23 protein-coding genes are annotated in these 22,555 nt (G+C 72.1%); 15 read left to right on the top strand and 8 right to left on the bottom strand.

The features are described from left to right. Positions 1-51: 51 nt before the first annotated feature. From ACFCZ1_RS13920 to ACFCZ1_RS13910, 3 genes are read right to left on the bottom strand one after another with little or no spacing between them, the layout of a single operon-like run. Positions 52-381, bottom strand: coding sequence for a DUF3817 domain-containing protein (locus ACFCZ1_RS13920; protein WP_376678594.1), 330 nt, complete (start codon positions 379-381; stop codon positions 52-54). Between the two features lie 44 nt (positions 382-425). Then, complete coding sequence (locus ACFCZ1_RS13915; RefSeq protein WP_376678593.1) at positions 426-935, bottom strand: MarR family winged helix-turn-helix transcriptional regulator; 510 nt, start codon at positions 933-935, stop codon at positions 426-428. A gap of 21 nt (positions 936-956) precedes the next feature. After that, complete coding sequence (locus ACFCZ1_RS13910) at positions 957-2,195, bottom strand: MFS transporter (protein ID WP_376678592.1); 1,239 nt, start codon at positions 2,193-2,195, stop codon at positions 957-959. A gap of 112 nt (positions 2,196-2,307) precedes the next feature. On the opposite strand from ACFCZ1_RS13910, the gene ACFCZ1_RS13905 reads away from it, so the two are divergent. Further along, positions 2,308-3,303: a DUF5937 family protein gene (locus ACFCZ1_RS13905; protein ID WP_376678591.1), complete on the top strand. Its 996-nt coding sequence runs from the start codon at positions 2,308-2,310 to the stop codon at positions 3,301-3,303. A 291-nt stretch (positions 3,304-3,594) separates the two neighbouring features. Here ACFCZ1_RS13905 and ACFCZ1_RS13900 read toward each other — a convergent pair whose 3' ends face one another. Next, a complete protein-coding gene (locus tag ACFCZ1_RS13900; protein WP_362402941.1) occupies positions 3,595-3,891 on the bottom strand; it encodes an MTH1187 family thiamine-binding protein in 297 nt (98 codons plus the stop codon). Continuing rightward, positions 3,888-4,232 (bottom strand): DUF3817 domain-containing protein, encoded by a 345-nt coding sequence (locus tag ACFCZ1_RS13895; RefSeq protein WP_376678590.1) that lies wholly within the window; start codon positions 4,230-4,232, stop codon positions 3,888-3,890. Before ACFCZ1_RS13895 ends, ACFCZ1_RS13900 begins: the two co-directional genes overlap by 4 nt. 225 nt (positions 4,233-4,457) lie before the next feature. On the opposite strand from ACFCZ1_RS13895, the gene ACFCZ1_RS13890 reads away from it, so the two are divergent. The 6 genes from ACFCZ1_RS13890 (at position 4,458) to ACFCZ1_RS13865 (ending at position 8,008) form a co-directional block, all read left to right on the top strand. After that, positions 4,458-5,096, top strand: coding sequence for an AIM24 family protein (locus ACFCZ1_RS13890; RefSeq protein ID WP_376678589.1), 639 nt, complete (start codon positions 4,458-4,460; stop codon positions 5,094-5,096). After that, positions 5,096-5,746 carry an AIM24 family protein gene (locus tag ACFCZ1_RS13885; protein ID WP_376678588.1) on the top strand — a complete coding sequence of 217 codons (651 nt, stop codon included), beginning with the start codon at positions 5,096-5,098 and terminating at the stop codon, positions 5,744-5,746. The genes ACFCZ1_RS13890 and ACFCZ1_RS13885 overlap by 1 nt, the downstream gene beginning before the upstream one ends. 11 nt (positions 5,747-5,757) lie before the next feature. Then, a complete protein-coding gene (locus tag ACFCZ1_RS13880; protein WP_376678666.1) occupies positions 5,758-6,561 on the top strand; it encodes an AIM24 family protein in 804 nt (267 codons plus the stop codon). A 67-nt stretch (positions 6,562-6,628) separates the two neighbouring features. Next, positions 6,629-7,132 (top strand): MarR family winged helix-turn-helix transcriptional regulator, encoded by a 504-nt coding sequence (locus ACFCZ1_RS13875; RefSeq protein ID WP_376678665.1) that lies wholly within the window; start codon positions 6,629-6,631, stop codon positions 7,130-7,132. A 127-nt stretch (positions 7,133-7,259) separates the two neighbouring features. Then, the gene (locus tag ACFCZ1_RS13870) at positions 7,260-7,838 is read left to right on the top strand and encodes a PepSY domain-containing protein (RefSeq protein ID WP_376678587.1); all 579 of its coding nucleotides are present in this window, start codon (positions 7,260-7,262) and stop codon (positions 7,836-7,838) included. Positions 7,839-7,933: 95 nt separating this feature from the next. Beyond that, positions 7,934-8,008, top strand: a complete 75-nt coding sequence (locus ACFCZ1_RS13865) for a 50S ribosomal protein bL37 (protein WP_099895366.1) — start codon at positions 7,934-7,936, stop codon at positions 8,006-8,008. 120 nt (positions 8,009-8,128) lie between these two features. On the opposite strand, the gene meaB is transcribed toward ACFCZ1_RS13865, so the two are convergent. Continuing rightward, positions 8,129-9,091: a methylmalonyl Co-A mutase-associated GTPase MeaB gene (gene meaB / locus ACFCZ1_RS13860; protein ID WP_376678586.1), complete on the bottom strand. Its 963-nt coding sequence runs from the start codon at positions 9,089-9,091 to the stop codon at positions 8,129-8,131. 56 nt (positions 9,092-9,147) lie between these two features. After that, a complete protein-coding gene (locus ACFCZ1_RS13855; RefSeq protein ID WP_376678585.1) occupies positions 9,148-10,350 on the bottom strand; it encodes an acetyl-CoA C-acetyltransferase in 1,203 nt (400 codons plus the stop codon). 137 nt (positions 10,351-10,487) lie between these two features. On the opposite strand from ACFCZ1_RS13855, the gene mce reads away from it, so the two are divergent. The 7 genes from mce to ACFCZ1_RS13820 all read left to right on the top strand — a co-directional run bounded on the left by mce (position 10,488) and on the right by ACFCZ1_RS13820 (position 20,960). After that, positions 10,488-10,931 (top strand): methylmalonyl-CoA epimerase, encoded by a 444-nt coding sequence (gene mce, locus ACFCZ1_RS13850; protein WP_376678584.1) that lies wholly within the window; start codon positions 10,488-10,490, stop codon positions 10,929-10,931. Between the two features lie 434 nt (positions 10,932-11,365). Then, entirely contained in the window at positions 11,366-15,835 is a 4,470-nt protein-coding gene (scy, locus tag ACFCZ1_RS13845; protein WP_376678583.1) for a polarized growth protein Scy, read from the top strand. Between the two features lie 194 nt (positions 15,836-16,029). Continuing rightward, positions 16,030-16,968: a cellulose-binding protein gene (locus tag ACFCZ1_RS13840; protein ID WP_150259415.1), complete on the top strand. Its 939-nt coding sequence runs from the start codon at positions 16,030-16,032 to the stop codon at positions 16,966-16,968. Positions 16,969-17,083: 115 nt separating this feature from the next. Next, entirely contained in the window at positions 17,084-18,097 is a 1,014-nt protein-coding gene (locus ACFCZ1_RS13835) for an ABC transporter ATP-binding protein (RefSeq protein WP_376678582.1), read from the top strand. A 2-nt stretch (positions 18,098-18,099) separates the two neighbouring features. Beyond that, on the top strand, positions 18,100-18,876 hold the full coding sequence (locus ACFCZ1_RS13830) for an ABC transporter permease subunit (RefSeq protein WP_376678581.1): 777 nt from the start codon (positions 18,100-18,102) through the stop codon (positions 18,874-18,876). Between the two features lie 135 nt (positions 18,877-19,011). After that, complete coding sequence (locus tag ACFCZ1_RS13825; protein WP_376678580.1) at positions 19,012-20,127, top strand: ABC transporter ATP-binding protein; 1,116 nt, start codon at positions 19,012-19,014, stop codon at positions 20,125-20,127. Further along, entirely contained in the window at positions 20,124-20,960 is an 837-nt protein-coding gene (locus ACFCZ1_RS13820) for an ABC transporter permease (protein WP_376678579.1), read from the top strand. The genes ACFCZ1_RS13825 and ACFCZ1_RS13820 overlap by 4 nt, the downstream gene beginning before the upstream one ends. A 7-nt stretch (positions 20,961-20,967) precedes the next feature. Here the strand turns inward: ACFCZ1_RS13820 and ACFCZ1_RS13815 are convergent, their stop codons facing one another. Continuing rightward, a complete protein-coding gene (locus tag ACFCZ1_RS13815; protein WP_376678578.1) occupies positions 20,968-21,294 on the bottom strand; it encodes an ATP/GTP-binding protein in 327 nt (108 codons plus the stop codon). A 228-nt stretch (positions 21,295-21,522) separates the two neighbouring features. On the opposite strand from ACFCZ1_RS13815, the gene ACFCZ1_RS13810 reads away from it, so the two are divergent. Next, positions 21,523-22,554: an LLM class flavin-dependent oxidoreductase gene (locus ACFCZ1_RS13810; protein WP_376678577.1), complete on the top strand. Its 1,032-nt coding sequence runs from the start codon at positions 21,523-21,525 to the stop codon at positions 22,552-22,554. The last annotated feature ends 1 nt before the right edge of the window (position 22,555 follow it).

Below are 22,555 nucleotides of genomic sequence, written 5' to 3'. Positions count from 1 at the left end.
AGTAAATGTCGATGGCAAACCCCCGGGAGATGCCCCGGGGGTGTGTGACGATCAGGCCTCGGCGGTCGCGAGACCGTCGCTGACCAGCGGCTCGACCTCAGCGCGGACCTTGCGCTCGACGAAGAACGCGGCCAGCGGGATGGTGCCGCTGAGCATGACCCAGAGCATCTTGCCGAAGGGCCAGCGGGCCTTCGAGCTCAGGTCGAAGGCGAAGACCAGGTAGATCATGAAGAGCACGCCGTGGGCCTGGGACACCACGAACGTCAGATCGGCGCCCTTGTCGAAGCCGTACTTGAAAATCATGCAGGTGCACAGCACCAGCAGCATCACGGCAGTGGCAAAGGCCATCACCCGGTAGCGGGTCAGCACGCTCTTCTTCATGCCACTGAGCCTAACCGTCCGTTTTGCTCGATCTTGACGGGGGCTTACTTCTCCTCGAAGTCCCCGCTGGCGACCCGCAGCGGACGCAGCAGCGCGAAGATCTCCGCGCACTCCTCGGCGTCGTACGCGCCGAGCCCGAAGTCGATCTCCATCAGGTCCCGGGTGGCTGCCTCGACGACCTCACGGCCCTTGTCCGTGATGGAGGCGAGGGTGCCGCGGCCGTCGTTCGGGTTGGGCCGCTTGTCGACGAGCCCGGACCGCACCAGCCGGTCGACGGTGTTCGTCACCGACGTGGGGTGGACCATCAGCCGCTCGCCGATCTTCGACATCGGCAGTTCGCCGGCCTTGGAGAAGGTGAGCAGCACCAGCGCCTCGTACCGCGCGAAGGTCAGACCGTACGGCTTGACCACCGCGTCGACCTCGCCGAGCAGGATCTGGTGCGCCCGCATGATCGAGGTGATGGCGGCCATCGAGGGCACGGGCCCCCAGCGCTGCTGCCAGAGCTCGTCGGCGCGGGCGATGGGATCGAAGGGAAGGCTGAGCGGCTTGGACACGCGTCAGACCCTACCGGGCGGTCATTTGGCGGCGAGTCCCGTCTCACTCCTCGGCCGCTCGCGCTCCGGGGCGCAGGCGCGGAGTTCGGCGAGCAGCAGCAGGACGACGGCCGTGCCGAGCACTCCGGAGGCGGTGACGACCTCGTGCACCGGGAAGAACTCGGCTGCGAGGCCGGCCAGGGCCATGCCCACGCCCTGGAGGGTCATCAGACCGGTGCTGAGCAGGGTCATCGCGCGGCCGCGCAGCTCCTCGGGGACGGCGTCGAGGTACCACTGGTCCAGGCCGAGGGTGTAGGCGTGGGCCAGGCCGGCGAGCAGCAGCGCGGTGAGCGCCAGCGGCACGCCGGGCCGGAACCCGTACAGGAGGAGCGGCAGCAGTCCGGCGGCCACGAGCGGGCCCGTGATCCGGGAACGCGTTCGGGCGGTGAGCGCGGAGCCGGCCCACAGTTCACCGACGATGGTGCCGACGGGCATCGCGCACATCATTAGCCCGAGCACCCCGGTCCCGGCGGCGAGCCCGGCGGCGTACGGGGCGAGCAGGGCCTCCGGTACGACGACGAAGACGGGCGGCAGCCAGAACAACAGGGTGAGGGCCCGGATCCGGCGGTCCCCCAGGACGGCGCGCAGCCCGCGCAGCGGGGATTCGCGCGAGCCCCCGCGGGCGGGGCGGCCGCGCGTGCCGAGGCCCAGCAGGAGTGCGGAGCCCAGGAACCCGGCGGCGGTCAGGGCGATGGCCCCGCGCGGCGCGAGGACGGTGAGCAGCAGCCCGCCGAGGCCGAAGCCGATGAGCTGGGCGCTCTGGGCCACCATGCGCAGCAGCGAGCGGCCGAGGACGAAGGCGTCGCCGGCACCGAGGATGTCGGCGAGGGAGGCGGCGCGGGCGCCCTGGAACAGCGGCGCCACGAACGCCATCGCGCAGCGCAGTACGAGGAGCAGCGCGACGGGGGTGCCCGGCAGGGCCATGGCGGCGGCGCAGGCCGCGCACGCGAGGTCGCAGCCGACGAGCACCCGCCGGGCGGGACGGCGGTCGGCGGTCCCGGCGAGCAGGGTGCCGCCGAGGACGTAGGGGAGGAAGCCGAGGGCGAAGGTGAGCGCGCTCAACAGGGGCGAGCCGGTGGCGCGGTAGACGAGGACGGTGAGGGAGATCTCGGCGACGACCACGCCGAGCACGGAGAGCAGGTGCGCGGCGAAGACGGCGCGGAACTCACCGGTACGGAAGACGGCCCGGTAGCCGGTGGAGGGGGAGGTGTCGGCTGACATGCCCGGCAGCTTCGCGGCGGATACCGTGGGCCCCGTAGAGATTCGTCCGGGCACGAATCTCCGCGCGCGCAGGTGGCCGAGCCGGCGCGCAGGGGGCCGAGGAGGGGGCGCGATGGGGTTCCACTACCGGTTCGGGCCCGCCGACCTGTTGCGGTGCCGCTTCGCCGTGTCGCCGCGCTGGGAGACGCAGGAGGCGGTGCGGACCCTGCTGCGGCCGCACCGGCAGACCTACCATCTGCCGTGGCTGCGGCAGGTCCGGGCGGCCGCCGAGGGGCTGGACCTGCGTCCGCTGTGGCTGCTGATGCCGCGGGCCGGGCACCATCCGGACTTCCTCAGCCCGTCGCCGCTGGGGCCCTCCGTCACCTTCGACGAGGAGCTGGCGCGGGTGCGCGCCGCCGATCCGGAGGCGGCGCGCGAGGACCTGCGGCTCTCCCTGGTGTGCACCCCGGGCGCCGTGGAGAGCGACATCGGGCGGCGGATGCTCGCGGATCCGGCGCGAGCGGTACGGGAGCTGGCCGATCTCACCGAGCGGGCCTGGGACGCGCTGGTCGCCCCGCACTGGCCGCGGCTGCGCGCGCTGCTGGAGGCGGACATCGTCTTCCACTCGCGGCGCCTCGCGGCGGGCGGCCTCCGGGCCCTGTTCGACGGGCTCCACCCGGACCTGCGGTGGTACGAGGAGACGGCGACGCTGACCATCGAGCGGCCCGCGCACCACGACCGCGCCCTGGACGGGCAGGGGCTGCTGCTGATGCCGAGCGCCTTCGTCTGGCCGGAGGTGGTCGGCGGCTACGACCCGCCGTGGCAGCCGACGCTCGTGTATCCGGCGCGGGGCGTCGGCGCGCTCTGGACCGCCCGGGCGGGTCCGACCCCGCACGCGCTGGCCCGTCTGCTGGGCCGGGCCCGGGCCGACGTGCTGTGCGCACTGCACGAACCGGCCTCCACCACGGCGCTGTCCCACCGACTCGGGCTGGCCCCCTCCACCGTCTCGGCGCACCTGACCGTCCTGCACGCGGCGGGCCTGCTCGTCTCCGCCCGCCACGGCCACCAGGTCCTCTACGAGCGCACCCCGCTGGCCATCGCCCTCACGACGGGCGACCCGGCCCCCTGACCGGCACGGTGGCGGAGCCCGGGGCGTCACCGCACCTGGGCGGGGGGCCGCGCCGGGTCGTGGCGCCGGCGGAGGTGTCGGCGATCGCCGTGCCCGGCCGCCGGCGTGCGCAAGGCGGGCCGGGCTTCGAGGAGTTCTCCCCGGTGGCGGGGCTCACGCCCGGGGCCCATCGCGGGGGCTCTCGCGAGGGGGCCGGCCGCGTGCGGCGCCGCCGGTGTCCGAGCCCGCGTACGCGAAAGCGCCCCCGGCCTGCACGGCCGGAGGCGCTCCGGGAGTACTGCGGCGGGCGGGTCAGCCCCCGGCGAGGTGGCGTTCCACCGTCTCGACCTTCGAGGTCATCCCGTCGCAGACACCGGGCCGGATGTCGGCCTTCAGGATGAACGAGACCCTCGGCGCCCGCGCCTCCACGGCGGCCACGGCGCGCCGGACCACGTCCATGACCTCGTCCCACTCACCTTCCACGGTGGTGAACATGGCGTCGGTGCGGTTGGGCAGGCCCGACTCGCGGACCACGCGCACCGCGTCGGCGACGTACTCCCCGACCTCTTCGCCGACTCCCAGCGGGGTCACGGAGAACGCGACGATCACGCTTCGGCCGCCGCACGCGCGCGGGCCGCGATCACGCTGTCGGCCTCGTCCCGCTTGAGCAGCCGGTCGCCGTACAGGCCGCCGAACGGCAGCATCGCCAGCACGAAGAACAGGGCGACCTTCGTGACCGGCCACTTCGCCTTGTTCCAGACATCCAGCAGGAAGACCGCGTAGATGACGAACAGGATGCCGTGGAGGATGCCCAGCGGCATCATCAGGTAGTCGATGTCCGAGATCCGGCTCAGCAGCGAGCCGAAGATCAGCAGAGCCGGGAACGACAGCGCCTCCGGGACGGAGATGAGGCGCAGCCGGTGCAGGGCGGAGGCGGTCTTGATGTCCACGGGGAACCTTCGGGGTGTCTGGAGGCCTGGAGCACCCCCTGACGGAGTCGGGGGGAGGCCGTCCCAGTGTCTCAGCCGCTTTGCGGGATCTTGACCCGGGCCCCCGGCCGCTGGCTCCGGAACGCCCGCGCGGGCCCTCCGTACGGCGCCCGTTACCGCCCGGGTGTGGCGTATATCGGCCACGGGACCCTGTTCGTGCCCGCCCGCTGCCGATAACGTCATCCCGTGGCTCAGTTCCGACTCCAAGGCAGCAAGGTGCTCGCCGTCGACCTGACCGGGGATGCCGTGAAAGCGAAGAACGGCTCCATGGTCGCGTACGACGGGCAGATGGCCTTCAAGAAGATGACCGGCGGTGGCGAAGGCCTCCGCGGAATGGTGACCCGCCGGCTGACCGGCGAGCAGATGACCGTGATGGAGGTGCAGGGGCACGGCACCTGCTTCTTCGCCGACCGCGCGAGCGAGATCAATCTGGTCAATCTGCGCGGCGAGAAGCTCCACGTGGAGTCCAGCAACCTGCTGTGCACCGACGCGGGGCTGCGCACCGGCACGACCTTCACCGGTCTGCGGGGTGCGACGACGGGCAACGGCCTGTTCACCACCACCGTCGAGGGCTCGGGCCAGGCGGCGATCATGTCCGACGGCCCGGCGGTGGTGCTGCGCGTGAGCGCCCAGTACCCGCTGTCCGTCGACCCGGGGGCCTACATCGCGCACACCGGCAACCTCCAGCAGTCCTTCCAGTCCGGCGTGAACTTCCGCACCCTGATCGGCGAGGGCTCCGGCGAGTCCTTCCAGATCCGCTTCGAGGGCGAGGGCCTGGTGTACGTGCAGCCCAGCGAGCGCAACACCGTCGGGGGCGACGTCTGATGCCGTTCCGCGAGATCAACTCGAAGATGGTCGAGGCCCAGCTGATCCCCGGGCAGAGGATGTACAGCCAGCGCGGCGCGATGCTCGCGTACCGCGGCGAGGTCTCCTTCACCCCGAGCCTGACAGGCGGTCAGGGCGGGGTGATGGGCATGATCGGGCGCCGGGTGGCGAACGAGCAGACCCCGCTGATGACGGTCGAGGGCAACGGCACCGTGATGTTCGGCCACGGCGGCCACCACATCCAGGTGATCAGCCTGACCGGCGAGACGCTCTACGTCGAGGCCGACCGGCTGCTGGCCTTCGACGGCAACCTCCAGCAGGGCACGATGTTCATGGGCTCGCAGGGCGGGGTCATGGGCATGGTCCGCGGCCAGGTGACCGGCCAGGGGCTGTTCACCACGACGCTCAAGGGACACGGCTCGGTCGCCGTGATGGCGCACGGTGGGGTCATCGAGCTCCCCATCACCCCCCAGCGCCCGGTCCACGTGGACCCGCAGGCGTACGTCGCCCACCACGGGGACGTGCGCAACAAGCTCTCCACCGCGCTCGGCTGGCGGGACATGGTGGGGCGCGGCTCGGGCGAGGCGTTCCAGCTGGAGCTGTCCGGCCAGGGCGCGGTGTACGTACAGGCCTCGGAGGAGAAGCTGTGAACTTTGGTCCCGTGACCGGCGGACCCGGCGGCCCGACGGTCTTCGACCCGTACACCCTGCCCTCCGACGACAACGTGAACGCGTACACCTTCTGCGTGGAGCTCAAGGGGAGCCAGTGGTTCCTGCAGAAGGGCAAGATGATCTCGTACTACGGGAGCATCGAGTTCAACGGCATCGGCAACGGCCGCTTCGACCGCCTGCTGCGCACCAGCTTCCACTCGCCGCTGCACGCCGGCGACTGGGTGGTGGCCGAGGGCCAGGGCAAGATGCTGCTGGCCGACCGGGCCTTCGACGTGAACTCGTACGACCTGGACAACGGCAACCTGACGATACGGTCGGGCAACCTGCTCGCGTACCAGCCCTCGCTCGCCCTGAAGCAGTCGATCGTCCCGGGCTTCCTCACGCTGATCGGGACGGGCAAGTTCGTGGCGGCGTCCAACGGGCCGGTGGTCTTCATGGAGCCGCCGCTGCGAGTGGACCCGCAGGCGCTGGTGGGCTGGGCGGACTGCCCCTCGCCGTGCCACCACTACGACCACGGCTACATGTCGGGCGTGATGGGCGGGCTGCGCTCACTGACCGGCATCGGCGGCGCCTCGGGCGAGGAGCACCAGTTCGAGTTCGTGGGGGCGGGCACCGTCCTGCTGCAGTCGTCGGAGATGCTGATGGCGGAGCAGGCGGTCGGCGCGGTCGGCGCCGGCGCGGCCACGGGCAACGCCCAGGGCGTACCGGGAGCCGGCCAGGGGCCGCTCGGGCAGCTGGGCGTGCCGCGGATGCCGGGGCAGCTGGGTGATCTCCAGCGCCGCTTCGGACTGTAACCCGTTCATTCGCCCCGATTTTTTGTACGTAATTCAACTTTTTAGGTAGAGTTCACTCATGGAGACCATGGAGACCGGGACGGCAGCCCTCCCCCGGACGGAGTCCGGCGGCACCCGCTGGCTGACCGACGCGGAGCAGTGCGCCTGGCGCACCCACCTGGATGTCAGCCGGCTGCTGATGCACCAGCTGGAAAAGGACCTCCAGCCCTTCGGTCTCACGAACAACGACTACGAGATCCTCGTGAACCTCTCGGAGTCGCCGGACCACCGGATGCGGATGAGCGATCTCGCGACCGCCACCCTTCAGTCCAAGAGCCGGCTGTCCCACCAGATCACGCGCATGGAGGCGGCGGGCCTGGTCCGCCGCGTGAACTGCGAGTCCGACCGCCGCGGCCTGTTCGCGGTGCTCACGGACGAGGGCATGGAGACGATGCGCAAGGTCGCCCCGCACCACGTGGCGTCCGTCCGTCGGCACTTCATCGACCTGCTGCCGCCCGAGGCCTTGGCAGCGCTGCGCGAGTCGCTGCACCCGGTGGCGGAGCACCTGCGGGGCAACCGCGGCAAGGCCTGACGCCGGCCGGCCCCGGTCCGGGGTGCCGTCGCCGACGGCAGCCCGGAGAATGGGTGGTCGGTAACGCTCGCTCGCCGGCCGCCCGCCGGGCAACCGTAAGCGCATGGCCGGCCTGAGGAGGTCAGCCATGCACACCAAGCACAAGGCGTACGTCTCGTCGGCCGCGGCCGTGGCCCTGATGGTCGGGGGCCCGGTGGCGGCCGCCGCCGCGAGTACGGCGGACGCGGCGGGATCCGCCCCCGCGGCCGCGGCGGCCCGCTCCGACATGAACGCCGAGCAGGCGGTCGCCGCCGCGCTGAAGAAGTACCCCGGTGTCGTGGAGTCCCTCGACAAGGACGACGCCGTCTGGCACGTCGACATCACCGGCAAGAACGGCAAGCACGCGGAACTGACGGTCGACACCCGCACCGGCAAGGTGTTCACCGAGAACGCGGACGGCGACGGCGACGACAACGGCGGGAACAAGGCGCTGCTCACCGCGAAGGTCACCGCCCAGCAGGCGATGAAGGCGGCCCTCGCCGCCCACCCCGGCCAGGTCTGGTCGGTGGAATGGGACGACGATGACGACAACGGCGCCCGTTACTGGAACGTCGAGGTCAAGTCCGGCGACAAGACCACCGACGTGCACGTGGACCCGACCTCGGGGAAGGCGACGGTGTCCCAGTCGGACTCGGACGACAACGACAACGACAGCGACGACAACTGACACCCACCGGCCCCGCGGGATCTGATGCGGACCGGATCGGCCGCCCCTAGACTGGCGAGCGCCCGGATTACCCCGATCTTCGAGGGAGTGGCGTCATGGCCAAGCGCGGCAACAAGAAGCGAGCACGCAAGAAGAAGAAGGCGAACCACGGCAAGCGTCCCAACGCCTGACCGGTCCGCCCCGCAGACGCAGCGGAGCCGCGCCCCGGAAGGAACGGGGCGCGGCTCTCGCGCATGCGGCCGGCGCGCGGCCGCTCAGGCCGCTCAGGCCGCTCAGGCCGCTCAGGCCGCTCAGGCCTCTGTCAGCGTCGCCAGGAGCGTGTCCGCGGCCGCGTACGGGTCCAGCTCGCCGGCGGCGACCCGGGCGGCCAGGGCACCGAGGTGCGCGTCCCCGTGCACGTCCGCCATCCGGGCGCGCAGGGTCGTCACCGCGATCGTCTCCACCTCGCGCGCGGCCCTCGCCGTACGGCGCTCGGCCAGCACCCCGCGCTCGTCCATCCACGCGCGGTGCTTCTCCAGCGCCTCGACGAGTTCGTCGAGGCCCTGCGCCCGCGCGGCGACGGTCTTGATGATCGGCGGACGCCAGTCCCCCGCCCCCCGGGACTCGCCCAGCCCCAGCATGTGGTTCAGCTCCCGGGCGGTGGCGTCCGCCCCGTCCCGGTCGGCCTTGTTCACCACGTACACGTCGCCGATCTCCAGGATCCCCGCCTTCGCGGCCTGGATCCCGTCGCCCATCCCGGGCGCCAGCAGCACCACCGAGGTGTCCGCCTGCGCCGCGATCTCCACTTCCGACTGCCCGACCCCGACCGTCTCGACCAGGATCACCTCGCAGCCGGCCGCGTCCAGCACCCGGATGGCCTGCGGGGCCGCCCAGGCGAGACCGCCCAGATGGCCGCGGGTGGCCATCGAGCGGATGTAGACCCCCGGGTCGGAGGCGTGGTCCGACATCCGCACCCGGTCGCCGAGCAGCGCCCCGCCGGAGAACGGCGAGGACGGGTCGACGGCGAGGACGCCGACCCGCTTCCCGGCCTTGCGGTACGCCGACACGAGCGCCGAGGTCGAGGTCGACTTGCCGACGCCCGGCGAGCCCGTCAGCCCCACCACGTACGCGTTGCCCGTGAGCGGGGCCAGCGCCGCCATCACCTCGCGCAACTGCGGGGACGCCCCCTCCACCAGCGAGATCAGCCGGGCCACCGCTCTCGGCCGGCCCTCACGTGCCTGGGCCACCAGCTGGGGGACGTCCACCGCCGTCATACGTGCTGCGCTCCTCGGTTCTCGTACGGGTACGGGCGGGTGCTGCCGGGTTCTCGCTACGCCTTGGGCACGCGGACGATCAGGGCGTCGCCCTGGCCGCCGCCACCGCACAGCGCGGCCGCGCCGACCCCGCCGCCACGGCGCTTGAGCTCCAGCGCCAGGTGCAGCACCACGCGGGCGCCGGACATGCCGATCGGGTGCCCCAGGGCGATGGCGCCACCGTTGACGTTCACCTTTTCCGGGGTCACGCCGAGGTCCTTCATTGACTGCACGGCGACCGCCGCGAAGGCCTCGTTGATCTCGATGAGGTCCAGGTCGGCAACCTCCAGGCCCTCCTTCTTCAGGGCGTGCGCGATGGCGTTCGACGGCTGCGACTGGAGGGAGTTGTCGGGACCGGCCACGTTGCCGTGGGCGCCGATCTCGGCGAGCCATTCCAGGCCCAGCTCCTCGGCCTTCGCCTTGCTCATCACGACCACGGCGGCGGCGCCGTCGCTGATCTGCGACGAGGTGCCGGCGGTGATCGTGCCGTCCTTGGCGAAGGCCGGGCGCAGCTTGCCCAGGGACTCCGCCGTGGTCTCCGGGCGGATGCCCTCGTCCTGCGAGAAGACCACCGGCTCGCCCTTGCGCTGCGGGATCTCGACCGGGGTGATCTCCGCCTCGAAGACGCCGTTCTTCTGCGCGGCCGCGGCCCGCTGGTGCGAGGCGGCGGCGAACGCGTCCTGCGGGGCGCGCTCGATGCCCAGGCGGGTGTTGTGCTTCTCCGTGGACTCGCCCATCGCGATGTTCTCGAAGGCGTCGGTGAGACCGTCGTGGGCCATCGCGTCGAGCACCTCGATGGCGCCGTACTTGTAGCCCTCGCGCGACTTGGGCAGCAGGTGCGGGGCGTTCGTCATGGACTCCTGGCCGCCGGCGACCACGATGTCGAACTCGCCCGCGCGGATCAGCTGGTCGGCGAGCGCGATCGCGTCCAGCCCGGAGAGGCACACCTTGTTGATGGTCAGGGCGGGCACGTTCATCGGGATACCGCCCTTGACGGCGGCCTGGCGGGCGGGGATCTGGCCCGCACCGGCCTGGAGCACCTGCCCCATGATCACGTACTGCACCTGGTCGCCGGAGATCCCGGCCCGGTCCAGCGCGGACTTGATGGCGAAGCCGCCGAGGTCGGCACCCGAGAAGGACTTCAGCGAGCCGAGCAGCCGCCCCATGGGCGTGCGGGCCCCGGCGACGATCACTGAGGTGGTGTTGTTCGATCCGGACATGAGGCACAGCCCCTTGAGGATGAGGAGTGAACGAGGGTTTACCTGAATGTACTGAGCGGTACCCGCGCCGTCACCGGGCTGCCGGTGTGATCGCTGGCACGTTGCGTAACCACCCTCCTCGGCAGTGCACTGGTTCCATGCTGACAAGGATCGACCACATCGGGATCGCCTGCTTCGACCTGGACAAGACCGTCGAGTTCTACCGTGCCACCTACGGGTTCGAGGTCTTCCACTCCGAGGTCAACGAGGAGCAGGGCGTCCGCGAGGCCATGCTCAAGATCAACGAGACGTCCGACGGCGGCGCCTCCTACCTCCAGCTGCTGGAGCCCACCCGCGAGGACTCCGCGGTGGGCAAGTGGCTGGCGAAGAACGGCGAGGGGGTCCACCACATCGCCTTTGGCACCGAGGACGTCCAGGGCGACTCGGAGGCCATCCGCGGCAAGGGCGTCCGCGTCCTCTACGACCAGCCCCGGACCGGCTCCATGGGCTCCTCGATCACCTTCCTGCACCCCAAGGACTGCCACGGAGTCCTCACCGAACTGGTCACCTCCAACCCCGAGCAGTCGACCGCCGGTCACTGACGGGCCCGCGTTGCGGCACACCGCCGGCCGCGGTGTGCCGTCCGCGTCCGCCCGCGCGCGTGCGCGGACGTCTGCGGGAGCTCCTGGGAGGCCCGGTTCGGCCTGTCGATGACCTGCACCACGGCTTCACGTCAACGACGGTACGCTGCGACCCGGACACATATATTCGAACATCGCAAATCGTCGCGCCGTGGACCCGAAGAGGCAATTGCCGCAAGGTCAGCTCCCGGGGTCCTGACAAGAGCGTACTGATGTCCCCATTCCCCGGCCGGTAGAGTGGCCATGGCTCGGCCGGGGTTCGGTGCGGAGACGGGGTCGGGGCCTGTGATCCCTGCCCCGGTATCTGACACCATTCACCCGGGGGCGTCGTTCAGCGGGCGAGCGATGCTCATTTGGGAATGAGCTTGCGACCAGGGGACGGATGGGACCGCGCTGTGCGGGGCTACGAAAGCCAGGAGAGCCATCAGGCCGAGGCCGACCATCTCTCGCGCTTCGAGGCCGAGATGGAGCGGCTGAAGAAGGAGCGCGGGAAGGCCGTCCAGCACGCTGAGGACCTGGGATACCAGGTCGAGGTGCTGCGCGCCAAGCTCCACGAGGTACGCCGAGCTCTGGCGTCCCGCCCCGCCTACGACGGCGCGGACATGGGGTACCAGGCGGAGCAGCTGCTCCGCAATGCCCAGATCCAGGCCGACCAGATGCGCTCCGACGCCGAACGCGAGCTGCGCGACGCCCGGGCCCAGACCCAGCGCATCCTCCAGGAGCACGCCGAGCACCAGGCGCGCCTGCAGGCCGAACTGCACGCCGAGGCCGTCAACCGCCGCCAGCGCCTCGACCAGGAGCTCAACGAGCGCCGCCAGACCGTCGAGGCGCACGTCAACGAGAACGTGGCCTGGGCCGAGCAGCTGCGCGCCCGTACGGAGTCCCAGGCGCGCCGGCTCATGGAGGAGTCCCGCGCCGAGGCCGAGCAGTCCCTGAACGCCGCCCGTGCCGAGGCCGCCCGGGTCGCCGAGGAGACCCGGCGCCGGATGGCCGCCGACGCGGAGACCGCCCGTGCGGAGGCCGAGGCCACCCTGCTGCGCGCCCGCAAGGAGGCCGAGCGGCTGCTGACCGCCGCCTCCTCGCAGGCCCAGGAGGCCAGCGAGCACGCCGAGCGGCTGCGTTCCACCACCTCCGCCGAGGCGGAGCAGACCCGTCAGCAGACCCTTGACCTCGGCCGGGTCGCCGAGTCGCGCGTGCAGGAGGCCGACGCCGCGCTGCGTGAGGCCCGCTCCGCGGCCGAGAAGCTCCTCGCCGAGGCCAAGGAGAGCGCGGCCCGGCAGCTCGCGTCGGCGGAGTCCGTCAACGAGCAGCGCACCCGCACCGCCAAGGAGCAGGTGGCCCGGCTGGTCGGCGAGGCCACCAAGGAGGCCGAGGCCCTCAAGTCGGAGGCCGAGCAGTCCCTGGCCGACGCCCGCGCGGAGGCCGAGCGGCTGCGCAGCGAGGCCGGCGAGCAGGCCCGTACGGCGGCGGCCGAGGACACCGCGGCGCAGCTGGCGAAGGCCGCCCGCACCGCGGAGGACGTGCTGAACAAGGCCTCGGAGGACGCCCGGGCCACCACCCGGGCCGCGTCCGAGGAGGCCGAGCGGATCCGCCGCGAGGCCGAGGCGGAGGCCGATCGGCTGCGCCTGCAGGCGGCGGCCACGGCCGATGAGCTCAAGGGCGCCGCGAAGGACGACACCGAGGAGTACCGGGCCCGTACGGTCGAACTCCAGGAGGAGGCCCGGCGGCTGCGCGGCGAGGCCGAGCAGTTGCGTGCGGAGGCCGTCGCCGAGGGCGAGCGGATCCGCGGCGAGGCCCGCCGCGAGGCGGTCCAGCAGATCGAGGAGGCGGCCCGGACGGCCGAGGAGCTCCTCGGCAAGGCCAAGGCGGACGCGGACGAACTGCGCGGCGGGGCGAGCGCCGAGAGCGAGCGCGTCCGCGCCGAGGCCGTCGAGCGGGCCACCACCCTGCGCAGGCAGGCCGAGGAGACCCTGGAGCGGACCCGCGCCGAGGCGGAGCGGCTGCGCGCCGACGCCGAGGAGCAGGCCGAGGCCGTACGGGCCGAGGCGGACGCCGCGGCTGTCGCCCGGCGCACGGAGACCGAGCAGGCCCTCGCCGCGAAGCGGGCCGAGGCCGACGAGGAACTCGTACGCCTCCACACGGAGGCCGAGAACCGGCTGGGCACGGCCGAGCAGACGCTGCGCGACGCCCGCGTCGCCGCGGAGAACATCCGCCGGGAGACCGGCGAGGAGACCGACCGGCTGCGCGCCGAGTCGGCGGAGCGGATCCGGACCCTCCAGGCGCAGTCGCAGGCCGAGGCCGACCAGCTGCGCGACGACGCGGCGCAGGACGCCGGCCGGGTGCGCGCGGAGGCCGAGCAGGCAGCCGTACGGCTGACCGGCGAGGCCGAGGCCGAGGCCGAGCGGGTGCGCTCCGAGGCGCAGGAGACCGCGGACCGGCTGCGGGCCGAGGCGAAGGCGGCGGCCGAGCGGGTCGCCGCAGAGGCCGCGGAGGCGCTGGCCGCCGCGCAGGAGGAGGCCGCCCGGCGCCGCCGGGAGTCCGAGGAGACCCTGGCGTCGGCGCGGACCGACGCGGAGAACGAGCGGGCCCAGGCCCGGGAGCAGAGCGAGGAACTGCTGGCGCAGGCCCGCAAGCGCTCGGAGGAGGCGCAGGCCGAGGCGGTCTGGCTGACCGAGGAGGCCGAGCGGCGCGCGTCCGAGGTCGTGGCGGCGGCGGAGGCCACCGCCCAGCAGGTCCGGGACTCCGTGGCCGGGCTGCACGAGCAGGCCGAGGAGGAGGTCGCCGGACTGCGCAGCGCGGCCGAGCACGCGGCGGAGCGCACGCGGACCGAGGCCGAGGAAGAGGCCGGGCGGGTCCGCGGCGACGCGTACGCGGAGCGGGAGCGGGCCACCGAGGACGCCAACCGGATCCGCAGCGAGGCGCGCGCCGAGACGGACGCGGCCAAGGCGCTCGCGGAGCGGACGGTCGGCGACGCGATCGCCGAGGCGGAGCAACTGCGCAGCGACACCGCCGAGTACGCGCAGCGGGTGCGGACCGAGGCCACGGACGCCCTGGCGGCGGCCGAGCGGGACGCCGCCCGTACCCGGGCGGATGCCCGGGACGACGCGAACCGCATCCGCGGCGAGGCGGCGGAGGCCCTGGAGGCGTCGCGCGCCGAGGGTGCCCGGATCGCCGCCGAGGCGACGGCGGAAGCCGAGCGGCTCACCGAGGAGACCCTGGCGGCGAACGAGGCCATGGTCGGCGAGGCGACCGCCGAGGCCGAGCGGATCACCGCCGAGGCGGCGGCCGCGGCGGAGGCCACCCGCGCGGAGGCGGCGCTCACGCTGGACGAGGCGCGCGCCGAGGCCGGTCGGCTCACCAAGGAGACCCTGGCGGCGAACGCCGAGAGGGTTGGCGAGGCGACGGCGAAGGCGGAACGGCTCACCAAGCAGGCGGCGGACACCCTGGCCGCGGCCGAGCGGGACGCCGCGAGGGTGCTGGTCGACGCCCGTACCGAGGGCGACCGGCTGGTCGACGAGACCCGTGCGGCCAACGAGCTCACGGTCGGCGAGGCCGCCGCGGAGGCGGAGCGGCTGCGCGCCGAGGCGGCGCGGACCGTGGACGACGCCCGTGCGGAGGGCGGCCGGATCGTCGGCGAGGCCACCGCGGAAGCGGACCGCGTCACGGCCGCGGCGAACGAGACCCTGGCGAGCGCCGAGCGGGAGTCCGAGCAGACGCTGGACGAGGCGCGCGCCGAGGCGAACCGGCTGCGGACCGAGGCGGCCGAGCAGGCGGACCGGCTCATCACCGAGGCGGCGGCGGAGGCGGACAAGCTCACCGCCGAGACCCGCAAGGCGAACGAGCGCACGGTCGGCGAGGCCGCGAGCGAGGCCGAACGGCTGCGCGCGGAGGCGTCGGAGGCGCTGTCCTCGGCGCAGGAGCACGCGACGCGTACCCGTTCGGAGGCCGAGCGGGTCAAGGCGGAGGCGGCGACCGAGGCCGAGCGTGTCCGTACGGAGGCCCGTGCGGAGTCCGAGCGGCTGCTGGACGAGGCCCGCGAGGAGGCCAACAAGCGCCGCAGCGAGGCCGCGGAGCAGGTCGACCGGCTCATCACCGAGGCCGCGGCGGAGGCCGACAAGCTCACCGCCGACGCGGGCAAGCAGGCGCTGGCCGCCACCACGGCCGCCGAGGAGCAGGCCGACGCGATGGTCGACGCGGCGCGCAAGGAGGCCGCGCGGATCGCCTCGGAGGCGACCGTGGAGGGCAACTCCCTGGTGGAGAAGGCCCGTACGGACGCGGACGAGCTCCTGGTCGGGGCGCGGACGGACGCGTCGGCCATAAGGGAGCGGGCCGAGGAGCTGCGCGGCCGCGTCGAGGCGGAGGTCGAGGAGCTGCACGAGCGGGCCCGCCGGGAGTCGGCCGAGCAGATGAAGTCGGCCGGCGAGCGCGTGGACAAGCTGGTGCGGGCGGCGACCGAGCAGAGCGTCGAGGCCGAGGCGAAGGCCAAGGAGCTGGTGTCGGACGCGAGCAGCGAGGCGAGCAAGGTGCGCATCGCGGCGGTGCGCAAGGCCGAGGCGCTCCTGAAGGAGGCCGAGCAGAAGAAGGCCGAACTGGCCCGCGAGGCCGAGCGGGCCCTCGCGGAGGCGAAGGCGGAGGCCGAGCGGCTCGTCGACGAGGGGCGCCGTGAGCTGGAGGTGCTGGTGCGCCGGCGCGAGGACATCCAGGCGGAGATCTCCCGTGTCCAGGACGTTCTCGAGGCGTTGGAATCATTCGAGGCGCCTTCGGGCGGCGGAAAGCCGGCGGTCGGCGGCCAGGGTGCGGGGGGCGTGAAGGCCGGAGCTGCTGCGGGGTCCACTCGTTCGGGTGGCAAGTCGTCGGAGGGGTAGCCGGCGCGCGGGATGTGTGTTCCTGATGAAGGTTCAGTCGAACGAGTGACAAGCATTCTGTGGTCTTGCCACTCAAAAGGGGTGTCATTGTCCAGATCAATCGCGGATTGACTCGATGACACGCCGTCCTGGCGCCTAGGATTCCCCTTAACACCTCACGTAGCACCTCATCGGTCTCATTCGACAGGAACCCCATGAGCGACACTTCCTCCCCCTTCGGCTTCGAGCTCGTGCGGCGTGGTTACGACCGCGGTCAGGTGGACGACCGCATTACCAAGCTGGTCTCCGACCGCGACAGCGCCCTTGGACGTATCAACTCTCTGGAAAAGCGGATCGAGGAGCTGCACCTCGAAACGCAGAACGCCCAGGCCCAGGTGAGCGACGCTGAGCCGTCGTACGCCGGCCTCGGCGCCCGGGTCGAGAAGATCCTGCGCCTGGCCGAGGAGGAGGCGAAGGACCTGCGCGAGGAGGCCCGTCGCGCGGCCGAGCAGCACCGTGAGCTGGCCGAGTCGGCTGCCCAGCAGGTGCGCAACGACGCCGAGTCGTTCGCCGCCGACCGCAAGTCGAAGGCGGAGGACGAGGGCGTCCGTATCGTCGAGAAGGCCAAGGGCGACGCCTCCACCCTGCGCGCCGAGGCCCAGAAGGACGCGGCCTCCAAGCGCGAGGAGGCCGACGCCCTGTTCGAGGAGACCCGCGCCAAGGCCGCCCAGGCCGCCGCGGACTTCGAGACCAACCTGGCCAAGCGCCGCGAGCAGTCCGAGCGCGACCTGGCCTCGCGTCAGGCCAAGGCCGAGAAGCGTCTCGCGGAGATCGAGCACCGCGCCGAGCAGCTGCGTCTCGAGGCCGAGAAGCTGCGTACGGACGCCGAGCGGCGTGCCCGTCAGACCGTGGAGACCGCGCAGCGCCAGGCCGAGGACATCGTGGCCGACGCCAACGCCAAGGCGGACCGTATCCGCAGCGAGTCCGAGCGCGAGCTGGCGGCGCTCACCAACCGCCGCGACTCCATCAACGCGCAGCTGACCAACGTCCGCGAGATGCTGGCGACGCTGACCGGTGCCGCCGTCGCGGCGGCCAACCCGATCGTCGACGACGAGCCGGTCTCGCGCGGGGTCCCGGCGCAGCAGAGCCGCTGACCCCCGCGTCGCGGTTTACCGGGCGGTCCCGTTTGCCCGTTTCACGACCGAAGCAGGGCCGTGCGTCACCTTTCGGAGGTGGCGTACGGCCCTTCGGCGTTCTAGCGTGGCCTGCATGATCGAGCTTGAGGGCCTTACGAAACGATTCGGCGCGAAGACCGCCGTGGACAACCTCAGCTTCCAGGTCAAACCGGGGGTGGTGACCGGCTTCCTCGGCCCCAACGGGGCGGGGAAGTCCACGACCATGCGCATGATGCTCGACCTCGACAACCCGACCAGCGGTACGGTCCGGATCGACGGGAAGCACTACCGGGATCTGCCGGAGCCGCTGAAGTACATCGGGGCGCTGCTTGACGCGAAAGCGATGAACGGTGGCCGAACTGCATACAACAACCTTCTCTGCCTGGCCCAGTCGAACCGGATCCCCGAACGCCGGGTCGCCGAGGTACTGGACCTGGTCGGCCTGACGGCCGTCGCGAAGAAGAAGTCGAAAGGATTTTCGCTGGGCATGGGCCAGCGGCTGGGAATCGCCTCCGCGCTGCTCGGTGATCCCCGAATCCTGATGTTCGACGAACCCGTCAATGGTCTGGACCCGGAGGGAATTCTCTGGATCAGGAATCTCATGAAGGGACTGGCGGCGGAGGGAAGAACGATCTTCGTCTCCTCCCACCTCATGAGCGAAATGGCCCTCACGGCCGACCATTTGATCGTCATCGGCCAGGGAAAGCTGCTGGCAGACCTGTCGATGGCCGATTTCATCCACCAGAACTCACGCAGTTACGTCCGGCTGCGCTCGCCCCAGCAGGAGCGGCTCAAGGACGTCCTGCACGACGCGGGGATCAACGCCGTCAGCGTGCCCGCCACCGGCGCGCTGGAGATCGACGGCGTGGGCCCGGAGCGGCTCGGCGAGCTGGCCGCCCAGCACCAGATCGTGCTGCACGAACTCAGCCCGCAACGGGCTTCACTGGAGGAAGCGTTCATGCGCATGACGGCGGACTCCGTCGAGTACCACGCCCACGCACCGGGCGCGCCCGTGCCCGCGGGCATGGCCGTCGGCGATCCCTCCCGGCCCGCCGGCGTTCCCGGCTGGGGCGCCGGCTACGAGGCGACGCGCAAGGGCGGTGAGTGAGCATGGCCTTCTCCGCCGTCCTCAAGTCCGAGTGGACCAAGATCCGCACCGTCGCCTCCACGAGCTGGACCCTCACCACCGCGTTGCTGGTCACCGTCGCCATGGGCGCCGGACTGTGCGCCGTGGTCAACGCGACCTTCAACGATTTGCCCAAGGAACAGCAGTTCACCTTCGACGCCACCCAGATGAGCTTCTCCGGGATGCTCTTCGGCCAGGTGGGAATCCTCATCTTCGGGGCGATGGTGGTCGGCAGCGAGTACAGCACCGGCATGATCCGCACCTCCCTCGCAGCCGTGCCCCGCCGCGCCAACCTGCTGCTCGGCAAGGTCTCCGTGGCGACCGGCCTGACCCTCGTGGTAGGCCTGGCCACGGGCTTCGTGTCCTTCTTCCTCGGGCAGGCCCTCCTCGGCGACCACGGCATCGGGCTGGGCGGGGAGAACGTACTGCGCGCGGTGATCGGCGTCGGCCTGTACATGGCGCTGCTCGCACTGTTCGCCATCGGCGCGTCGATGATGCTGCGGAACACAGCCGCGTCGATCGCGATCCTGATCACCTTCATCGTGGTCCTGCCCATCGTCCTGAGCGTCGTCGACGCCACCCGCAAGATCGCCTACTACCTGCCGAACCAGGCCGGCTCCGCGATCATGCAGACCGTGTCGGCGTCTCCGAGCAGCTCGGACGTGCCCTACGGGCCGTGGGGCGGTCTCGGGATCATGGCGCTGTGGGCGCTCGCCGCGGTGATCGGCGGCTACCTCGTCCTCAAGAAGAGGGACGCCTGACGTACTACGGGACATCCCCGGGTCGGTCTCAGGGGCAGCTCAGGGATCCGGCCCGGGACGGAACCGTAGGAGACTGGATATCCTCTTAACCCTTACGCGGGCGAAAGTCGTCCCGGCCTGGTAAGGGGCAGCAAGATGATCGAGGCAGTCGGCCTGACCAAGCGCTACGGCGCCAAGACCGCCGTCGACCAGCTGTCCTTCCAGGTCAGGCCGGGTCACGTCACCGGTTTCCTGGGGCCCAACGGCTCCGGGAAATCCACCACCATGCGCATGATCGTCGGCCTCGACCGGCCCACCTCCGGTCATGTCACGATCAATGGCCGCCCCTACCGTGAGCTGCCGAACGCCCAGCGGCACGTCGGGGCCCTGCTCGACGCCAAGGCCGTGCACGGCGGCCGCCGGGCCCGTACCCACCTGCTCTCGATCGCCCAGCTCTCCGGGATCCCCGCGAAGCGGGTGGACGAGGTACTGGCCGTGGTCGGCCTCCAGGACGTCGCCCGCCAGCGCACGAAGGGCTTCTCGCTCGGCATGGGCCAGCGGCTCGGCATCGCCACCGCCCTGCTCGGGGACCCCCAGGTGCTCCTGTTCGACGAGCCGGTCAACGGGCTGGACCCCGAGGGGATCCTCTGGGTCCGCAACCTCATGCGCCGGCTGGCCGCCGAGGGGCGTACCGTCCTCGTCTCCTCGCACCTGATGAGCGAGATGGCACTGACCGCCGACCACCTGATCGTGATCGGCCGGGGGCGGCTGCTGGCCGACATGGGCACCCAGGAGTTCATCACGCACAACTCGGCCGGATTCGCTCGGGTGCGTGCGGCCGACACTGATCCCGATGGCCGGGACACGCTGGGTGCGGCCCTCGCCGAGGCGGGCGGCCGGGTCCTCCAGGAGCCCGACGGAGCACTGCGCGTGACGGGGCTGGAACTCCCCCGTATCTCCGACCTCGCGCACCAGGCCGGCGTACGGCTGTGGGAGCTCTCGCCGCACCGGGCCTCGCTGGAGGAGGCGTACATGCGGATGACCCAGTCCTCCCTGGAGTACACCTCCACCGACGACCCGCGGGCCGAGCTGTGGGAGCCGGAGCCGCTGACCGTCCCGGCCTGGGAGGAGGAGGCGCCCGCACCGGAGATCCCGCGGACGGGCTTCTTCGCGCCCCCGCCGCCCGGAGCCGGCGGCCGGCCCTTCCTGATGCCGGACAGTCCCGGCGAGCTCGCCCGGGCCGCCCAGAACAACCCCGAGGAAGCCCGATGAACCCGTCGACGACCGCGGACCGGCCCAAGAGCTACAGCTCGCCGCTGCCGACACCGCGGCCGCACCTGGGACACGCCCTCGCCTCGGAGTGGACCAAGATGGTCTCGGTCCGCTCCACCCTGTGGACGCTCGGCTCGCTCGTGCTGACCGTCGTCGGCGCCGGGCTGCTCTTCGTCGTACAGACCCGGGACGTGGACTACGCGGGCATCTCCTTCACCACGCCCGCCCTCTTCGGCCTGCTGATCGGGCAGCTCGCGGTGATCGTCCTCGGCGTCCTGACGATCACCTCGGAGCACGCCACCGGACTGGTGCGGACCACCTTCACCGCGGCCCCGGAGCGGCACCGGGTGCTCACCGCGAAGTACCTCGTCTTCGGCGCCACGTCGTTCCTCGTCACCGCCGGGTCGGTCTTCCTGGTCGGGCTGGCCGCGGCGCTCGTGCACGACGGCGCCGCCGCCGGACCGCACGCGGCCGGTGAGTGGTTCGGCGCGCTGAAGGGCATCCTCTACGTCACCCTGCTCGGCGTGCTCGCGCTCGCCGTCGGCGCGCTGGTGCGGCATTCCGCCGGGGCGATCGCGGTGATGCTCGGCGTCGTCACGCTGCCGCCGGTGGCGGGCGGGATGCTCACCGCCTGGGAGGCGTCGACCCCGGTGGGCCAGCTGATCCTCCAGTACAACGCCCCGGTGGCGCTGATGCAGCTGTTCGGCATGTCGGACACCGGCTCGGAGACGACCCCGATGCCCGGCAGCCTCGCGCACATGACGCTCATCCTGCTGGTGGCGGGCGGCGCCGTGGCCGCCTCGTACGTGGTGGTCGGCCGCCGGGACGTGTGACGGGCGCTCAGTAGCGGGGCGCGTTGCGGGACCGCTGCACCTTCGAGGTGCGGCGGTCCTTCGCGTTCCAGCAGGCCTTGTGCCAGTGCCGCCGGTCGTCCACGCCGCCGTACTCCGGCCAGGCCACCAGGTGCGGGGTGCCCGAGGGGATCTCCTGGTCGCAGCCCGGGCAGCGGTAGCGCTTGCCCGCGGCGCTCGCGCCCGCGACGTGCCGGACCTTCCACTCCTCGCCCTGGTACTCCTCCGTGCGCTCCAACCCGTAGCGGTCGAGGCCGGTGCTCGGGCGTTCGTCCGGAGTCTCGCCGCCCTTGGGGCGGTTGTGGCGCGGTGACACGTATACCTCACGGATGGGCGGGCGGCAGTGATTTCTCCCAGACTACGCGCAGCGAGGCCGGGTACCCGCAGGGTGGCTACGGGAAGCCGGCCACGCAAAGGTGAATGGCCCGACAATCCCAATAACTTTCGCGTCGGCCCGTGCCTTTGGCACGTGTCGGACGTTGTTGCCATAGGAATAACCGGTCAGCCTGGGGAGACCGCGTCAGCCGCGAGGAGGACAAAGGCGATGCGCGTAGGAGCGTTTGTACTGGCTGCCCAGTTCCCGGGCCAGGGACAGGGCGAAGCACTGCACCGGGCGGTGCGCACGGCCGAGGTGGCCGAGGAGTCCGGGCTCGACTCGGTCTGGCTCGCCGAGCACCACTTCGTCCCGTACGGGGTCTGCCCCTCGGCGGTGACGCTGGCGGCCCTGCTGCTGGGCCGGACCCGGCGGCTGCGGGTGGGCACGGCGGTCAGCGTGCTGCCGAGCACGCACCCGGTGACCCTCGGCGAGCAGGCGGCGCTGCTGCACCTGACCTCGGGCGGGCGGTTCAGCCTCGGGGTGGGCCGCGGCGGACCGTGGGTCGACCTGGAGGTCTTCGGCGGCGGCCTGGACTCGTACGAGAACGGCTTCCCGGAAGCCCTGGACCTGCTGCGGCGCTGGCTGACGGAGGCGCGGGTGGGGGCCGTCGGCGAGCGGTACCGCTTCCGCGAGGTGGCCGTCGTACCGCGCCCGTCGGAGGCGCTGGACGTGGAGGGGCCGGGCCCGGAGGTCATCGTGGCCTGCACCTCCCCCGCATCGGTCCGGCTGGCCGCGCAGCGGGGGCTGCCGATGCTGCTGGGCATGCACTGCGGAGACGAGGACAAGGCCGGGATGGTCGGGCTCTGGCGCGACGCGGCGCTGGCGGCGGGTCATTCCCGGGAGTACGTGGCGGGAGCGGACCATGTCTCCGCCGGGGTGTGCCAGCTGGCGGACCGTGCGGCGGACGCCCGCGAGTCGCTGCTGAAGGCGATGCCGGGCTGGCTCAGGCAGGGCCTGGACGCCCATGTGACGGTGGACGGCCGGGCGCGCGCGATGCGCGACCCGGTCGCGTACACGGAGCTGCTGTGCGACCTGCACCCGGTGGGCACGCCGGCCCTGGCGGCGGACCGGCTGGCGGCCACCTCCGAGCGGACCGGCATCACGCGCTTCGCACTGCTGACGGAGGGGTCGGGCGATCTCGCCGCGACGGAGGAGAACGTACGGCGCCTCGGCGCCGAAGTCCTGCCCCGCCTCGGCTGAG

The organism is Streptomyces sp. NPDC056224, from assembly GCF_042267665.1.
Classification (GTDB): domain Bacteria; phylum Actinomycetota; class Actinomycetes; order Streptomycetales; family Streptomycetaceae; genus Streptomyces.
This window is presented reverse-complemented; position numbering and strand designations above follow the sequence as displayed.

Coding starts and splice junctions, on each gene's coding strand:
- ACFCZ1_RS13840 (WP_150259415.1), top strand. CDS start 16,030: ATGAGCGACACTTCCTCCCCCTTCGGCTTCGAGCTCGTGCGGCGTGGT.
- ACFCZ1_RS13920 (WP_376678594.1), bottom strand. CDS start 381: ATGAAGAAGAGCGTGCTGACCCGCTACCGGGTGATGGCCTTTGCCACT.
- ACFCZ1_RS13885 (WP_376678588.1), top strand. CDS start 5,096: ATGCCGTTCCGCGAGATCAACTCGAAGATGGTCGAGGCCCAGCTGATC.
- ACFCZ1_RS13855 (WP_376678585.1), bottom strand. CDS start 10,350: ATGTCCGGATCGAACAACACCACCTCAGTGATCGTCGCCGGGGCCCGC.
- ACFCZ1_RS13905 (WP_376678591.1), top strand. CDS start 2,308: ATGGGGTTCCACTACCGGTTCGGGCCCGCCGACCTGTTGCGGTGCCGC.
- ACFCZ1_RS13820 (WP_376678579.1), top strand. CDS start 20,124: ATGAACCCGTCGACGACCGCGGACCGGCCCAAGAGCTACAGCTCGCCG.
- ACFCZ1_RS13870 (WP_376678587.1), top strand. CDS start 7,260: ATGCACACCAAGCACAAGGCGTACGTCTCGTCGGCCGCGGCCGTGGCC.
- meaB (WP_376678586.1), bottom strand. CDS start 9,091: ATGACGGCGGTGGACGTCCCCCAGCTGGTGGCCCAGGCACGTGAGGGC.
- ACFCZ1_RS13875 (WP_376678665.1), top strand. CDS start 6,629: ATGGAGACCGGGACGGCAGCCCTCCCCCGGACGGAGTCCGGCGGCACC.
- ACFCZ1_RS13830 (WP_376678581.1), top strand. CDS start 18,100: ATGGCCTTCTCCGCCGTCCTCAAGTCCGAGTGGACCAAGATCCGCACC.
- ACFCZ1_RS13835 (WP_376678582.1), top strand. CDS start 17,084: ATGATCGAGCTTGAGGGCCTTACGAAACGATTCGGCGCGAAGACCGCC.
- mce (WP_376678584.1), top strand. CDS start 10,488: ATGCTGACAAGGATCGACCACATCGGGATCGCCTGCTTCGACCTGGAC.
- ACFCZ1_RS13810 (WP_376678577.1), top strand. CDS start 21,523: ATGCGCGTAGGAGCGTTTGTACTGGCTGCCCAGTTCCCGGGCCAGGGA.
- ACFCZ1_RS13825 (WP_376678580.1), top strand. CDS start 19,012: ATGATCGAGGCAGTCGGCCTGACCAAGCGCTACGGCGCCAAGACCGCC.
- ACFCZ1_RS13910 (WP_376678592.1), bottom strand. CDS start 2,195: ATGTCAGCCGACACCTCCCCCTCCACCGGCTACCGGGCCGTCTTCCGT.